Source organism: Xanthomonas sp. WHRI 7064, assembly GCF_040202355.2.
GTDB classification, from domain to species: domain Bacteria; phylum Pseudomonadota; class Gammaproteobacteria; order Xanthomonadales; family Xanthomonadaceae; genus Xanthomonas; species Xanthomonas arboricola.
Map to the genome: position 1 here is coordinate 1,041,578 of NZ_CP167821.1, position 15,311 is coordinate 1,056,888.

14 protein-coding genes and 1 riboswitch are annotated in these 15,311 nt (G+C 65.7%); of the genes, 7 read left to right on the forward strand and 7 right to left on the reverse strand.

The features are described 5' to 3' along the window. Window positions 1-49: 49 nt before the first annotated feature. Both ABQY74_RS04395 and ABQY74_RS04400 read left to right on the forward strand, forming a co-directional pair. Window positions 50-997 (forward strand): Nudix family hydrolase, encoded by a 948-nt coding sequence (locus ABQY74_RS04395; RefSeq protein ID WP_349794211.1) that lies wholly within the window; start codon window positions 50-52, stop codon window positions 995-997. Next, window positions 985-1,512, forward strand: a complete 528-nt coding sequence (locus tag ABQY74_RS04400) for an AAA family ATPase (protein ID WP_372470040.1) — start codon at window positions 985-987, stop codon at window positions 1,510-1,512. The genes ABQY74_RS04395 and ABQY74_RS04400 overlap by 13 nt, the downstream gene beginning before the upstream one ends. Before the next feature lie 159 nt (window positions 1,513-1,671). Here the strand turns inward: ABQY74_RS04400 and ABQY74_RS04405 are convergent, their stop codons facing one another. Together ABQY74_RS04405 and metF are read right to left on the reverse strand one after the other, a co-directional pair. Beyond that, window positions 1,672-2,343, reverse strand: a complete 672-nt coding sequence (locus tag ABQY74_RS04405) for a hypothetical protein (RefSeq protein ID WP_349794213.1) — start codon at window positions 2,341-2,343, stop codon at window positions 1,672-1,674. Window positions 2,344-2,413: 70 nt separating this feature from the next. Then, on the reverse strand, window positions 2,414-3,241 hold the full coding sequence (gene metF / locus ABQY74_RS04410) for a methylenetetrahydrofolate reductase [NAD(P)H] (RefSeq protein WP_065048106.1): 828 nt from the start codon (window positions 3,239-3,241) through the stop codon (window positions 2,414-2,416). A gap of 358 nt (window positions 3,242-3,599) precedes the next feature. On the opposite strand from metF, the gene ABQY74_RS04415 reads away from it, so the two are divergent. Then, window positions 3,600-4,577, forward strand: coding sequence for an NAD(P)H-quinone oxidoreductase (locus ABQY74_RS04415; RefSeq protein ID WP_104560703.1), 978 nt, complete (start codon window positions 3,600-3,602; stop codon window positions 4,575-4,577). 370 nt (window positions 4,578-4,947) lie between these two features. Then, window positions 4,948-5,883: a Gfo/Idh/MocA family oxidoreductase gene (locus tag ABQY74_RS04420; protein WP_349794216.1), complete on the forward strand. Its 936-nt coding sequence runs from the start codon at window positions 4,948-4,950 to the stop codon at window positions 5,881-5,883. Window positions 5,884-6,018: 135 nt separating this feature from the next. On the opposite strand, the gene ABQY74_RS04425 is transcribed toward ABQY74_RS04420, so the two are convergent. Beyond that, window positions 6,019-7,389: an alpha-amylase family protein gene (locus ABQY74_RS04425; RefSeq protein WP_349794246.1), complete on the reverse strand. Its 1,371-nt coding sequence runs from the start codon at window positions 7,387-7,389 to the stop codon at window positions 6,019-6,021. Window positions 7,390-7,772: 383 nt separating this feature from the next. Between ABQY74_RS04425 and ABQY74_RS04430 the strand changes: the two genes are divergently transcribed. Next, window positions 7,773-8,318, forward strand: a complete 546-nt coding sequence (locus ABQY74_RS04430) for a DUF2058 domain-containing protein (protein WP_349794218.1) — start codon at window positions 7,773-7,775, stop codon at window positions 8,316-8,318. A 57-nt stretch (window positions 8,319-8,375) separates the two neighbouring features. Next, window positions 8,376-8,933 carry a DUF3228 family protein gene (locus ABQY74_RS04435; protein ID WP_349794220.1) on the forward strand — a complete coding sequence of 186 codons (558 nt, stop codon included), beginning with the start codon at window positions 8,376-8,378 and terminating at the stop codon, window positions 8,931-8,933. Window positions 8,934-9,143: 210 nt separating this feature from the next. Here ABQY74_RS04435 and ABQY74_RS04440 read toward each other — a convergent pair whose 3' ends face one another. The 4 genes from ABQY74_RS04440 to ahcY form a co-directional block, all read right to left on the reverse strand. Next, the gene (locus tag ABQY74_RS04440; protein WP_166767940.1) at window positions 9,144-9,737 is read right to left on the reverse strand and encodes a porin family protein; all 594 of its coding nucleotides are present in this window, start codon (window positions 9,735-9,737) and stop codon (window positions 9,144-9,146) included. Window positions 9,738-9,940: 203 nt separating this feature from the next. Further along, window positions 9,941-10,246: a hypothetical protein gene (locus tag ABQY74_RS04445; protein WP_039530660.1), complete on the reverse strand. Its 306-nt coding sequence runs from the start codon at window positions 10,244-10,246 to the stop codon at window positions 9,941-9,943. A 16-nt stretch (window positions 10,247-10,262) separates the two neighbouring features. Then, a complete protein-coding gene (locus ABQY74_RS04450) occupies window positions 10,263-10,511 on the reverse strand; it encodes an SHOCT domain-containing protein (RefSeq protein WP_046345726.1) in 249 nt (82 codons plus the stop codon). Window positions 10,512-10,847: 336 nt separating this feature from the next. After that, entirely contained in the window at window positions 10,848-12,290 is a 1,443-nt protein-coding gene (ahcY, locus tag ABQY74_RS04455; protein ID WP_047128144.1) for an adenosylhomocysteinase, read from the reverse strand. A gap of 31 nt (window positions 12,291-12,321) precedes the next feature. Continuing rightward, window positions 12,322-12,435: riboswitch (S-adenosyl-L-homocysteine riboswitch) on the reverse strand. A 188-nt stretch (window positions 12,436-12,623) separates the two neighbouring features. Here ahcY and ABQY74_RS04460 point away from each other — a divergent pair. After that, complete coding sequence (locus ABQY74_RS04460) at window positions 12,624-15,098, forward strand: prolyl oligopeptidase family serine peptidase (RefSeq protein WP_372470089.1); 2,475 nt, start codon at window positions 12,624-12,626, stop codon at window positions 15,096-15,098. Window positions 15,099-15,311: the final 213 nt, after the last annotated feature.

The following is a 15,311-nucleotide window of genomic DNA, read 5'->3' on the forward strand; positions in this document are numbered from 1 at the left end:
CGCCCCCAAGCGATTGCACTGAACGGCTCACTCGCGGCACTCTTGTGCCATGCCTGATTCTCTAAGATCCACCCACGTCGTTGCCGGCGTGATCACCGACGCCCGCGGCCGCATCCTGCTGACCCGCCGTACCGAAACCCGTGACATGCCCGGCCTGTGGGAGTTTCCGGGCGGCAAGCGCGAGCCTGGCGAAACCTCCGAACAGGCACTGGTGCGCGAACTCAACGAAGAGCTCGGTATCGAGGCGCAGGTCGGCGAGTGGCTGATGGACGTGCCGCAGTTGTACCCGGACAAGCGGCTGCGCCTGGAAGTGCGCCACATCACCGCATGGAAAGGCAGCCCGCGCGGCCGCGAAGGCCAGGCGATGACCTGGGTGGCCGCCGACAAGCTGGCCCGTTATTCGATGCCGCCGGCCGATGTGCCGGTGGTCGGTGTGCTGCGCCAGCCCGACCGCTATCTGATCACGCCCGAGCCGGACGATGACGTGCTGTGGCTGGAAGGTCTGGAGCGTGCGCTGCAGCACGGCATCTTGCGCATCCAGTTGCGTGCGCGGCAGGCCGAACCGGCGCGCTGGCAGGCCATGCTGCAGCAGGTGATGCGCCTGCGCGGCCGTGCGCGCGCGCAACTGCTGCTCAACCGTGACATCGCACTGGCCGGCGAACTCGGCATCGGCGTGCATCTGGGCTCGGAGCAACTGGCCAGCCTGCAGCAGCGCCCGTTGCCGGCCGAGCAGCCGGTCGCCGCCTCCTGTCACGGGCTGGAAGACCTGCGGCACGCCCAGCGTCTTGGCTGCGATTTTGCGGTGCTGGGCCCGGTGCAGGCGACCGCGTCGCATCCGGGTGCGACACCCTTGGGATGGGATGGGTTCGAACGCTTGCGCGAGCAGGTCTCCTTGCCAATCTACGCACTCGGTGGCATGCAGGTCGACGACCTGCGTGAATCACGTTCGCATGGCGCGCAAGGCATCGCGGCGATTCGCGCGCTGTGGCCGCAGTGACCCTGCAGTCAGCGATCTTGGTGGTGTTTGGCGGATTGCCGGGCGTCGGCAAGAGTTCCATTGCCCAGGCGCTACTGACGCAATGCACTGGGTTTTATTTGCGTATCGATACGATCGAGCAGTCACTACGCGAAAGTGGTGCACTCGCCAACGATGTCGGAGCATCGGGCTACATGGCCGCTTACGCACTTGCCGAGGCCAATCTGCAACTGGGTCACGTGGTGGTCGCCGATTGCGTGAACCCGTTGCCGGTCACCCGTGAAGCGTGGCGCGATGTAGCGCGTCGCACACGGAGCCGTTTGCTGGAGATCGAGGTAGTGTGCAGCGATCGCAACGTGCATCGGCAGCGCGTGGAATCGCGGCAAAGCGACGTGGTCGGATTGCGCGTCCCGGATTGGGCCTCCGTGCTCGCGCATGACTACGTGGCCTGGACCGAGCCGCACTGGGTGATCGACAGCGCCGTGCTGAGCCCGCAGCAGGCGGTCACGCAGATCATGGGCCGGCTTGTCGCATAGCCTGCAGGCGTCACCTATGAGGCATGAGGCTCGGGGTCTCTGAGCCGATACGCTCACTGCCTCGCAGCCCACACCACCATCGTCACCATCACCGATTGCCGGGGCGATGCGCCGTCGCATGTACTTGGCCGCTGCAATCCGCTTACGCCGGGCGCTGCGCTAAAACGTCACCCAGAAGCAGTTGTACTGCCGGCGCAGCCGCAACACGCTGCTTGCGGGCGCACCGCTGGCGAGGTTCTGTTCCAGGCGCAGGCCCCAGGGGCGTGGGCGGCTTGGCGGTGCCGGGAGTGGGGCGTCGATGGCGCTGCCGTCCAGGGGTGAAGCCGCTGCCGTGCCGGCATCGGCTTCCCAGGTTGGCGGATCGCGTTGCGGGTACATCGGCACGATGTCCAGCAATGGGCGTTGCACGATCGCCTCCAGCCGGCTCAGCACTTGGTTGGCAGCGGCGTCGGACTGGCCGCTCCACAGGTAGAGGCTGGAGAGCCGATTGACGTCGCGGCTGTCCACCGCCAGTTGCAGCAACGACACCAGTTCGCTCAGCCGGCGCGGGCAGCCGTAGCGCTGCAGGCCGGTGTTGCCCTGCGTGCGCGGGGCCGGCGGCGCGCGCGCCGCGGCGCCGACATCTTCGCAGCGGCGGTCTGTGAACATGGTCTGCCCGTTCGCTGTCACGCAGCGGCGGATCTCCTGCGCCTGCACGCGCGTGGCCGGGCATAGGCAGAACAGCAGCAGTAACGGCAGCAGGAGGCGAGGCATCGGCGCAGCGTAACGGGGCCTGCGTGAGCCGGCGAGCAACGCGCCGGGACCGTGGCAGCTTGCACGGCGTTTGCGCATCATGCGTGCGTTTGCCGCTGATGTGCCCGCACAGATACGCCCGCCAAGGGCGTGGCTTCGAGCGGCTGGCTCAGCGCCCGAGCAGCTGCAGCACCTGCGTGGTCGGCTTGGCCAGGTTGAGCGTGTAGAAGTGCAGGGCAGGCGCGCCACCGGCGATCAGGCGCTCGCACACGGCGGCCACCACTTCGGCACCGAAGGCGCGCACCGCATCGGCATCGTCGCCGTAGGACTGCATCTTCTTGCTGATCCAGCGCGGAATTTCTGCACCGCACTGCTCGGAAAAGCGCCGCAACTGCGAGAAGTTGGAGATCGGCATGATGCCGGGGATGATCGGGATCTCCACGCCCATGCGCTGCACGGCGTCGCGGAAATGAAAGTACGCGTCGGCGTTGTAGAAATACTGGGTGATTGCAGCATCGGCGCCGGCATCCACCTTGGCCTTGAAGTAACGCAGATCGCTCAGCGCGTCGGTCGCCTGCGGATGGGTTTCCGGATACGCACCGACTTCGATCCGGAACGCATCGCCGTGTTCGGCGCGGATGAAGGCGATCAGGTCCGAGGCATAGCGCAGGTCGCCGGGATGGCCCATGCCCGAGGGCAGGTCGCCGCGCAGCGCGACGATGCGGGTACAGCCGATCGCGCGATAAAGCTTGAGCAGCTCGCGGATCTCCTGGCGGCTGCCGCCGACGCAGGACAGGTGCGGGGCGGCTTCGAAACCGTGCTTCTGCTTGAGGTGACGCACCGTCTCGGAGGTATAGCTGAGCGTGGAGCCGCCGGCACCGAAGGTGCATGACACGTATTCCGGCGCGTAGCCCTTCAACCTGGCCGCCGTGCGGTCCAGCTGGGCGCGCTGGTCGTCGGTCTTGGGCGGGTAGAACTCGAAACTGAGATGCGTCATCGCGGCGGGTCCGGCGGATCGTGCCAGCATAATATCGCTTCATCGCGATGAATGCATATTTGGTTGCGGGTGTCCTGCATCCGGTTACCTCGCGTGCTGTCAGCGGAATGACGGCGCGATCTGCGGGGCCCTGCAGGCGCTTGCCGCGCGGCGGCGAGCGAAGCCTCGCATCGACCAGGTGAACCGCTTCTGTTGTAGCACTGGTTTCACGCGTGATGCCGGCCATCGCGTCATTGCCTGCCGTGAGTTGTGGAGACGGTGGTTGCGCCGCGCCTGCGTGCCATGTCGCGACCCGGCTTGCGCCGGGCGTTGACGCAGGCAGCTCTACACTGGGCGCACTTTCTACGGAGTGCTGCGCATGAGCGATACCACGATGACTGCAATTGCCATCCGCGATGGCAAGGGCGATGCGGATGCACTGTACGCCAGCAAGCAGCCGCGCCCGCGTCCCGCGCCGGGGCAGGTGCTGATCCGCGTGCATGCGGCCGGGATCAATCGTCCCGATCTGTTGCAGCGTGCCGGCCACTATCCGCCGCCACCCGGCGCGCCGCAGACGCTTGGGCTGGAAATTGCCGGGGAGATCGTGGAGCCGGCCGGTCGCTGGAAGGTCGGCGATCGGGTATGTGCGCTGCTGGGCGGTGGCGGATACGCACAGTACGCCGCGGTCGACGCGCGGCATGTGCTGCCGATTCCGCCGGGCATGGATCTGGCGCATGCCGCCGCGCTGCCGGAAACCATCTTTACCGCGTACACCAACCTGTTCGAGCATGGCCGGCTGGCGGCCGGGGAATGGCTGCTGCTGCATGGCGCCACGTCCGGGATCGGTGTGACTGCGATCCAGATGGCCAAGGCCGCCGGTGCGCATGTGCTGGCGACTGCGCGTTCGGCGGGCAAGGCAGCGCAGGCGCGCGAGCTGGGCGCCGATGTAGCGATCGATTCCACCACCGAATCGTTCGTCGATGTGGCCAAGGCGCACGGCGGGGTGGATGTGTCGCTGGACATGGTGGGCGCTGCGGTATTCGCCGACACCCTGGAGGCGCTCAACCCACGCGGGCGCATCGTCTACATCGCCTCGCAGGCCGGCTCCACCATCGAGGTGCCGATCCCGCTGCTGATGCGCAAGCAGGCCATCCTCACCGGCTCGACGCTGCGCCCGCGCAGTGCCGACGAAAAGGCGCGCCTGGCCGCGGAAGTGGAGCGCGTGGTGTGGCCGTGGATCGCGCAGGGCAAGCTGCGCGTGCTGCTCGACAAGCGCTTCCCGCTCAACGAAGCCGCTGCAGCGCATCGCTATCTGGAGCAGGGCAGCCACCTGGGCAAGGTCGTGCTGGAGATGTGAGCGCATCGCAAGGCGCATGCAGGTCGCTCTGTCTGCAGCCGGCGTCGCAGGCCTGGCCATACATCGGCCGCAGGCCGGGCGCCCCACCGCAGCTGCCGCCGTGCTTCAGCGCGACCAGGTGGAAGGCCACGAACAGCAAGGCGTTCCGTGCAGTTGCACCGATGCAGCATGGCGGCTCCTGCGCGGCCACCGGGCGGCGCAGGTATAGCAAAACAAGCAGGAGCGATGTCTCGCAGCGAACCGCAGCCTGACCTTACACTGCGCCGTTGCGTGCGCTGTTGCAGCGCGCCGCTGCACCAGTCTCCGTGCATGTGCCCGAAACGGGCGATCGCGCGGGTCCCGCCACGTCCCTATCAGCCCGAAGGTTTCGATGAAGCATCCAGACGCATTGCGCATTGCCCTTGTCGGCATCGGCAAGATCGCCCGCGACCAGCACGTGCCCACCATCGCCGCGCGTGCCGATGTGCAGCTGGTGGCCACCGTGAGCCGGCATGGCACGGTCGATGGAGTGCCGGCCTATCACAGCCTGGAAGAGGCCTTCGCGGCGCATCCGCAGATTGAAGCGGTGGCGCTGTGTACGCCACCGGTCGGGCGGCATGCGCAGGCACAGGCCGCGCTGGCCGCGGGTCGCCATGTGTTCCTGGAAAAACCCCCGGCCGCCACCCTGGCCGAAATCGACGATCTGCGCGCGTTGGCGCAGCGTGCGCAACGCAGCCTGTTCACCAGCTGGCATTCGCGCTGCGCCGCTGCCGTGGAGCCTGCGCGGGCGTGGCTGGCCGACAAGCAGATCCTGCGCGCGCACATCACCTGGAAGGAAGACATTCGCCATTGGCACCCGGGCCAGGACTGGATCCTGGAGCCGGGCGGTATGGGCGTGTTCGACCCCGGCATCAATGCGCTGTCCATCGCCACGCATCTGTTGCCGCGCCCCTTCGCGCTGCGCGAAGCAGAGTTGCACACGCCGGAAAACCGCCAGGCACCGCTGTATGCCAGGCTCGGTTTTGTCGATACCGCAGGGGTGCCGGTAACGGCGGAACTGGATTTTCTGCAGACCGGCCATCAGCGCTGGGATATCGAAGTGGACACCACCGATGGCCTGCTCATGCTCAGCGAGGGCGGTGCCAGGCTCAGTATCGATGGCCAGCCGCAGCCAGTGGAAGCCGCCGGCGAGTACGACGGCTTGTACCGGCGTTTCGTGCAGCTGGTGCGCGCCGGCGAATCGGAGGTGGATGTCACCCCGTTCGTGCATGTGGCCGATGCGTTCATGCTCGGCGCGCGCAAGGTCACCGCGCCGTTCGCCTGGTAGCCGGTCGCACCATCCAACGTGTTGCAGCATCCAGAACACCGGCGATGAGCCGGTGTTTTCCTGTGTCAGGGGGGGCGCGTGTCTTTGCGATCAGGCTTCAACCACGCAGCGGACGCCTCGTGCTGGCCAGACAGCTCAGCGGCGCCACATGCGTGCACCGCGCGCCGGCAGCGTGAAGGTATAGGAGCCGCTGGAAATGCGCACCACGCTGCCCGAGCCCAGTGCATCCACATAATCCGCATTCCAGTACAGCACGCTGCCATTCATCGCCACGGTGGTGGTGACCGGATTGCCGCACTTGTTGATGCCGACGATGCCCAGGCTGCCGCGCCGGAACAGCACATGGCAGGAGCTGGACGACAGCACCTGCATGTCGCTGCCCTGCACGCCGTTGTGGAAGCCGATCATGCGGCGCAGGTCGTCGCGCAGATAGGCATTGACCCAGCGGTTGTCGCCGCTTTCGTTGTTGTCGGTGTAGACCATCGGCATGCCGCCGTTGCGGCCGATCAGATACGCGTATGCCAGCGTCTCGTCGACGGGGTCGAGGATGGCGTAGCGGAAACCGGCATTGTTGGGGATGTCGTGGGTGACGGCGAAGGTCACCGCGCGATTGCCCGGCAACGCCTGTCCGGTGGACGCGGGATCCACCAGCTGCTGCAGGCTGGCGCCAATGGCGAATGCATTGCGCACCGCGTTGAACAACGGGAAGTCGTAGGCTGCATGCGGCGTGGACTGCAGGTACGGCGCCAGGAACTGGTCGTAATCGCCGTTGCCGCTACCGCCGCCGGTGATCACTTCGCCGAACACATACACGCCGGAACGAATGCCCGCATCGAAGACCCGATTGAGATGGTCAAAGCTCATATGCTTGGCCGCATCGACACGGAAGCCGGTCACACCCAGGCCCTTCAGCGCTTGCAGATAGGCGCGCTGCTGTTGCACCACCCAATCATTGCCGACCAGGTCCGGCAGGCCCGGATCGCTGCCGCCACCGCAGATACGATAGGTGCGCACCTGATAGGCGTCGTTGTAGTTGGTGATGCACTGGGCCGGACCAAAATCGCTGGCGCCCAGGAAATTCGATTGCAAGGTGCCGAACAGGCGCAAGGTGTCATAGCGGCCTGGATTTGCAGCGTATTGCGCGAGCACGGCGCTGCCGGGGTAGTTGAGATCCGAGCGTGTCGCGGCCTCGTTGGCCATGTGGTTGAGCACCACATCGGCATAGGTTTCCACGCCGTTGTTGGCCAGCGCCTGCACCATGCGCGAGAACGCGGCGGTGTCGCCCAGCGGGCCATCGATCACGCGCAGATCCTGCGGCTGGTAGCGTGCCCACCACGCGCTGCCTTGCGAGTGATAGGCGGGAGCGACCAACACCTTGCGATAGCCTGCGTCGGCAATCTGCTTGGCGCGTGCCTCTACGGTGGCATACGGCCAATTGAAGGCGTGCAGGATCACATCGGCCTGCACATTGGCGGTGGTCATCAGCAGCACCAGCGCGGCGAGCAGCAGCCGCGAGCTGCGTTGAAGCCGTGCGGGTGGGGGTGGAGTGTGCGTATCGCGCATCGGATGGATCTCCAGTCGGTAAGCGCGAGCACACGCATGCTGCGCGATGCCCGCATCAAGGCCTCCGGCCCCTGTTCCGGAAAGCGCGCGCACGGCGTGCAGCGCGCGGTGATGCTAAGCGTGCATCGCGGCGCAACATCGCTGTTGTGCATACGTATTCAATGCGAGTACCTGCGAAAACCCCGATGCAGGTCGCGCTTTGCGCGGTGCGGGTGGATCGCGGTACCGCGGCACGGCGCGGTGCTGCAGCCGGCGCGGGCTTGGGCAGTCAGGCTGGGTGGCGCGGGGCGCGGTAAACTGGGCGCACATTCACCGGTTCCCCTCCCATGCGCAATCCGCTGCAAGAACAACTGCTCAAGGCCGGCCTGGTCAAGAAGGCCCAGGTGGACAAGGTCGCGCGCGAGCAGAACAAGCAGCGTCATGCCAAGGGCGCGGCCGTGGCACCGGCCGAGGTCGACAAGGTGGACGCGGCGCGGCTACAGGCCGAGCGCGCCGAGCGCGATCGCGCGCTGGCCGAAGAACGCAAGCTGCAGCTGCGGCGGCAGGAAGTGCTGGCCCAGGTCCGGCAGATCGTGGAGACCAACAAGGTCAAGCGCGATGGCGAGATCGACTACCGCTTCAACGACGGTAGCGTCATCCGCAGCGTGCTGGTCAATCCCACGCTACGCAGCCAGCTGGCCAGCGGGGCGCTGGTGATCGTGCGGCATGGCGATGGCTTCGAGCTGATTCCGCGCGCCGCCGCCGACAAGGTCTACAGCCGCGATGCGGACACTGTGGTGCTGGATCATGGCCGTAGCAGCACGCCATCGGCGCCGGACAGCGACGACGATTATTACAGCCAGTTCAAGGTGCCGGACGATCTGATCTGGTAAGTGGCCGCATGGCAGGGCTGCAGGCTACCCTGGCGTTCTTTGCCACCCACCACCGTCATGTCCATCGTTCTCACACCGTTTGCCCGCACCCGTCTGTTTCCCCGCGATGGTCGTCGCAACGCCATCCAGGATTGCACGCCCGAGCAGTTCATCCAGCGGCTCAATGAAGAGGCGCCGGTGCGTGTGATCGAAGGCTATGCGCCGTTTTGTCAGCTGCATGTGCACCGCAACTGGACCTCGACGCGCTGCCTCACTGCGCCGATCACCGACGACAACCGCCACCAGCTGCGCTCCGGCTACGAGGCACGCAGCACGCAGGAATTGCCGGTGCTGGTGCGCTGGTTCGAAGGTGTGGAGCCAGCGGTGGCGACGTATCTGCTGCCGATCCTGTATAGCCGCGATCAGCTGGCCAAGGAGGGCGCGCCGATCGACGCCGACTGGGGCGTGGTCGGTTGCCTCTACACCACCGAGCCGGAAGAAATTCCGATGGCGCCCATCACCATGCTGCGCAATGCACTGGGCGTGGAAGAGGGCGGCTCCGGTGTGGCACTGGACCGCGATGCCTACCGGCGCAGCGTGGCGTTCTGGGAACGCAATGCGAACTGGCGGCCGTAGCAGGTAGATGGCTCGCTTTGTGTCGTGGGATTTTCCCGTGGTAGGGAAAGCAGCGCTGCTCTTGAACTCCGGCGTGACGGCGGCGCGGTGCCACTTCGCCGCCACCGGTGCATCCTTTCGTCGAGCGTGACACGTGGTTGCACGTACGGCTGCAGAGTCGAGCTGCGTCTGCTGTTTCGGACTCGCCGCAGCTCGACATGCTGATGGCTGTCAGAACCGGTACTCGGCATTCACCGATGCCATGTCGGTGCTCAGATCGACATCGAGTTTCTTGGCGTTGTAATGGTCGTAGTTGGCGCCGATGCTGAAGTGCTCGCCCAGGTTGTAGCCCACGCCGGCGCCTGCATACCACGACAGCTTGTCCAGGTCGGAGCGGTCGGACACGGTGTCATTGCGCAGGCCCTGGCCCTTCCAGCCATACAGCCCGCCGCGCATGCTGGCGTACCACCTGTCGCCCAGTGCGAAGCGTTGATTCAGGCCAACGGTCCAGCCATGCAGCTGGCTTTCGTCTTCCACGACGGCATCACCGTTGAACAGGTTTTTCGCCTGGATATTGCCAAGATCGTTGTAGCCAGCTTCCAGGCCAAGCGATAACCATGGAAACAGCACGTTCCAGCGATACCCGGCGGCAATGTTGTAGCCGGTAGCGCTGCCATCGTAGGGCCCGCTCTTGAGCGAGGTGCGGCCGACGCCGCCGTTGACGAACCAACCCGCACCGTCGCCGGATGCGGACTGCGCAAAGACATCGGGTGCGGCCGTCAATGCCAGCGCCGAGAGCGCCAACGTGAGCATGCGTTTGTTCATGACAAATTCTCTTGAAAGTGCGAATGCGGTAAGGAATCACCAACGCACGCCATGACCGGGCGCAAGCGTTGCAGCGCCATAGTGGTCAGCGGAATTTGGAAAGTTATTAGCCGCAGGCGTATGTGCAGCAGCCGACATTCTCAAGCGCAGCCTTGCGTGGATTGCACCTGGCGAGCTGCCGGCAACCCTGGCGCTGATGCGTGCTAGCCGACGCCGAGCACGGGCATGTCCGGGGCGACCCATACGACGGTAGTGATCGCGCCTTGTACCAATCCCTGATCCCTGAGCTGCGCAAAGACGGCCGCCGGTGGCCAACCCGCAGGTGCGTCGGCAAAGGGAATCTGCAGTGACTGCAGCAGGCTGAGGATTTCGGAAAGTTCTTCAGAGCTCTTGAAGCTCAGACTGATGCGGTCTCGCATCGAAGTGCCACGCGTCAGCAATCGCTGGCGCATGGCACTGTCGCAGATCACATGGACATGTTGATCCAGGACAGCGGAAACATGGTTCATGCGTTGCAGCCGCTGCTCAGATCTCGCTGAGGATATGGCTGCGGCGCTGTTGGTACTCTGCATCCGTGATCAACTGCTGCGACCTCAGCGTGTCCAGCTCCAGCAGTCTGGCTTGAGCGCTCTTCGGCACTGCTGACCCCGTCGTTGCCACAGTCGATTTGCGCGACGCGCGCTTTGCGACCCAGACGATCAAGCTGATCACGGCAGCGATGCTGCAGAAGAAGAAAAGAACGATGATCCAGTGCCAGATGCTGAAGCCGCCCATGTTGGTTCCTTTTGACGATGGGTGTTACGTAGTGGTTGACCAGTCTTGCTGCCGCGCAGGTAAGCCGCAAGCCTTGCGCGAGTATCGTACACGGCAACAGCTGCCATGCCGACGGCAACGCTGTCTGGCGTGCTGGATTTCATGGTGTATTGCTCAAGGCGTTGCATGCGATGCATGTCGATGTCGATGTCGATGTCGCATGGCGCGAACGCAGATTGGTCGCCATGTCGGTCCGCTTGCACGCGGGGCCATCCGGCATCCTGCAAAGAAAACGGGCGCCTTGCGGCGCCCGTTCTGTTCAAGCTGTGACATGCGGGCAATCAACCGCCCGGCTGATCAGTAGCGGTAATGATCCGGCTTGTACGGGCCGGCCACGTCCACGCCGAGGTAGTCGGCCTGGTCCTTGGTCAGGGTGGTCAGCTTGACGCCGATCTTTTCCAGGTGCAGACGCGCGACTTCTTCGTCCAGGTGCTTGGGCAGGATGTAGACCTTCTTCTCGTAGCTGTCGCGCTTTTCCCACAGGTCGATCTGCGCCAGGGTCTGGTTGGCGAACGAGTTGGACATCACGAAGCTCGGGTGGCCGGTGGCGCAGCCCAGGTTGACCAGGCGGCCGTCGGCCAGCAGGAAGATCGCATTGCCGTTGCCGAACACGTACTTGTCGACCTGCGGCTTGATGTTGATCTTTTCCACGCCCTTGAGTGCGTTCAGCGCATCGACCTGGATCTCGTTGTCGAAGTGGCCGATGTTGCAGACGATGGCCTGGTCTTTCATCGCCTGCAGGTGCTCGACGGTGATGATGTCCTTGTTGCCGGTGGTGGTGACGTAGATGTCGCCGCGGCCCAGGGTGGATTCGATGGTGTTGACCTCGAAGCCTTCCATCGACGCCTGCAGGGCGCAGATCGGGTCGATCTCGGTGACGATCACGCGGGCACCGTAGGCACGCAGCGAGGCGGCACTGCCCTTGCCGACGTCGCCGTAGCCGCAGACCACCGCGACCTTGCCGGCCAGCATCACGTCCATCGCGCGCTTGAGGCCATCGGCCAGCGACTCGCGGCAGCCGTACAGGTTGTCGAACTTGCTCTTGGTGACCGAGTCGTTGACGTTGATGGCCGGGATCAACAGCTTGCCGGCTTCGGCGATCTGGTACAGGCGGTGCACGCCGGTGGTGGTCTCTTCGGAGACGCCCTTCCAGTCCTTGACCACGCGGGTCCAGTAACCCGGACGCTCGACGGCCACGCGCTTGAGCAGCGCCTTGATCACACCTTCCTCGTGCGAGGAGGCCGGCTCGTCGACCCAGGTGCTGCCGTTTTCGAGCTCAAAGCCCTTGTGGATCAGCAGGGTGACGTCGCCGCCGTCGTCCACCACCAGCTCCGGGCCGGTCTGGGTGCCGTCGGGCAGGGTGAAGGTCAGCGCGTCCAGGGTGCAATCCCAGTACTCTTCCAGCGTCTCGCCCTTCCAGGCGAACACCGGCGTGCCGGAGGCGGCGATCGCGGCGGCCGCGTGGTCCTGGGTGGAGAAGATGTTGCACGAGGCCCAGCGCACGTTGGCGCCGATGTCCTTGAGCGTTTCGATCAGCACTGCGGTCTGGATGGTCATGTGCAGCGAGCCGGTGATGCGTACATCCTTCAGCGGCTTGGTCTGCGCATGCTTGCGGCGGATCGACATCAGGCCCGGCATCTCGTGCTCGGCGATGTCCAGCTCCTTGCGGCCCCAATCGGCCAGAGAGAGGTCGGCGATCTTGTAATCGGTATGTGGGGCGATTTTCGTGACAGCGTTCATGCAATAGCTCCGGTAAGCAGACCAATGTCTGCAATGCGGGGCGCCGTTGAACGATGAATGCTTGTCGAGCCTGGCCGTATTTCCCGCACTCTTCGTGCAGTTGGCGGATCAGTCCGCCATACCGGTCGCAGCGCCCCTCGACGAGAGCGTTGATTATATCGGCAGCACCCCCCTCCGGCATGAATTGGCCGGCTTGAAGTGGCACGCGCCCCAACCAACGGCAGGGGAGCGGGGCGCGCGTGACTGTTATGGTCCGGAGTCGATCGACACTGGGGATGGACAATGCAGGCGACACCCGATGCACGGCACGGCAAGCGGCAGCAGCGATGGGCCCTGGCAGGCGTACTGGCGCTGAGCGCACCACTGGCTGCGGCCGCAGCCGTCGCGCCGGCTGGCCCGCCTGCCGCTGCGGCAAGCACTGGCTACCAACTGCCCTCCAAGGCGCTGCAGGCAGTGGTGGATGCCCCGCGCGCGCCGATGCTGCACCTGTCGCCCAAACGCGACCTGGGCGCGATGGTGCAGTTGCCGGCGTTGCCGGACATCGCCGAGGTGGCCCAGCCCGAACTCAAGCTGGCCGGCCTGCGCATCCATCCCAAGACGTTTGCCAGCAGCCGGTTCTCCTTTGCCGACAAGCTGTGGCTGCTGTCGGTGGCCGACGGCAGCGAGCGGCAGATCGCCGGGCTGCCGTCACCACTGTCGCTGGCTACGTTGAGCTGGTCGCCGGATCAGCGCTACCTGGCGTTCCGCCGCGAGGACGCGGCCAGCGGTGCCAACGAGCTGTGGCTGGTCGACGTGGCGGCCGGGCAGGCGCGGCGTTTGGTGGCCGGTTTGAACACCAGCGTCAACGACGATCTGCGCTGGTTGCCCGATGGCAGCGGCCTGCTGCTGCAGCAGCAAGTGGCCGGGCAGGGCGCGCCGCCCACCCGCGATGCGGTGCCCGACGGCCCGGCGATCCAGCAGACCAGTGCCGCTGCCGGCGTGCGTTCGCTGCCGACCTATCAGGACCTGCTGCGCAACGAGGCCGATGCGCGCGTGTTCGAGTATTACGCCACCGGCCAGCCGGTCATCGTCAGCGTGAGCGGGCAGGTGCGCCCGATCGCCACGCCCGGCATCTATCTCAATCTGTCGGTGTCGCCGGATGGCCGTTACATCCTGAGCGAACGCAGCGAACGGCCGTTCTCGTATCTGGTGCCGGTAGACAACTTCGCACGCCGTATCGAGGTGCTGGACCTGCAGGGCAAGCTGGTGCACCAGATCGCCCGGCTGCCATTGGTGGAAGGCCTGCCGACCGGCAACGATGCCGTGCCCACCGGCGTGCGCGACATCGCCTGGCGCGTCGATGCGCCGGCCACGCTGGTCTGGGCCGAGGCGCAGGACGGCGGCGACCCGGCACGCGAGAGCAAGATCCGTGATGCGGTGCTGATGCAGGCTGCGCCATTTACGCGTGCGCCGGTCACGCTGGCGCAACTGGGCAGCCGCTTCGAAGGCATCCAGTGGGGCCGCGGCGATCTGGCCATCCTCAGCGAAAGCTGGTGGAAGACCCGCCGCACCAAGCAGTGGCGCATTGCACCGGACCAGCCGCAGCGCGCGCCCGAACTGCTCTGGGACCGCTCCTCGCAGGACCGCTACAACGATCCCGGCACGCCGGCGACCGTGGCCGACGGCAAGGGCCGCACGCTGCTGCAGACCGGCGCCGATGGCAACAGCCTGTTCCTGCTCGGCAAGGGCGCCTCGCCGGAAGGCGACCGCCCGTTCGTGGATCGCTTCGATCTGCAGAGCAAGCGCGCCACGCGCCTGTTCCATTCGCAGGCGCCGAGCTATTGCGCACCGCTGGCTTTGCTGGATGCGCAAGGCACGCAGTTGCTGCTCAGCCGTGAGTCGCCCGAGGAGCCGGCCAACTATGTGGTGCAGGCATTGGGCGATGCAGCGCCTGCGCCGCGTGCGTTGACGCATTTCGCCCATCCGCTGCCGCAGTTGCGTGGCGTGCAGAAGGAGCAGATCCGCTACAAGCGCGCCGATGGCGTGGACCTCACCGCCACGCTGCTGCTGCCGCCCGGTTACGACCCCAAGCGCGACGGCCCGCGGCCGCTGCTGATGTGGGCCTATCCGGGCGAGTTCAAGAGTGCCGACACCGCCAGCCAGGTCACCGACTCGCCCTATCGCTTCAATGCGATCAGCTACTGGGGGCCGCAGGCGTTTCTGGCGATCGGCTATGTGGTGCTCAACAACCCGACCATGCCGATCGTCGGCGAAGGCGATGCCGAACCCAACGACACCTATGTGCCGCAGCTGGTCGCCGATGCGCAGGCCGCGGTGGACGAAGTGGTGCGGCGCGGGGTCACCGACCGCGAGCACATCGCCATCGGCGGGCACTCCTACGGCGCCTTCATGACCGCCAACCTGCTCGCGCACACGCGGCTGTTCAAGGCCGGCATCGCGCGCAGCGGTGCCTACAACCGCACGCTCACCCCGTTTGGGTTCCAGGCCGAGGAGCGCAACTACTGGCAGGCGCAATCGGTGTATCAGGCGATGTCGCCGTTCAACTACGCCGACAAGATCAAGGATCCGCTGCTGTTGATCCACGGCCAGGACGACAACAACACCGGCACCTTCCCGATCCAGAGCGAGCGCATGTTCGCCGCGATCAAGGGCCTGGGCGGCAACGCGCGGCTGGTGCTGCTGCCCAACGAATCGCATGCGTACCGCGCGCGGCAGTCGATCCTGCAGATGCTGGCCGAGAGCGAGCAGTGGTTGAAGACCAATCTCGGCGAGCCGGTGAAGGAGACCGGCGCTACGCGCACGCAGTGATCGATGGTGCGCTGGCACCGGTAGGAGCGCGCTTGCGCGCGATGAGGCTTTATCGATAACGCCTCGTCGCGCCCGGGTGCGCTCCTACGGTGAATGCGTCCGCCTCGCGTCCCGGGAAGATTCGCTGCGCCGTCCACGCGATTGCCGCGATCACCGGTAGGAGCGCACCCGGGCGCGACGCAGCATGACCAGGACAGCCACCTCGCGTAGCAG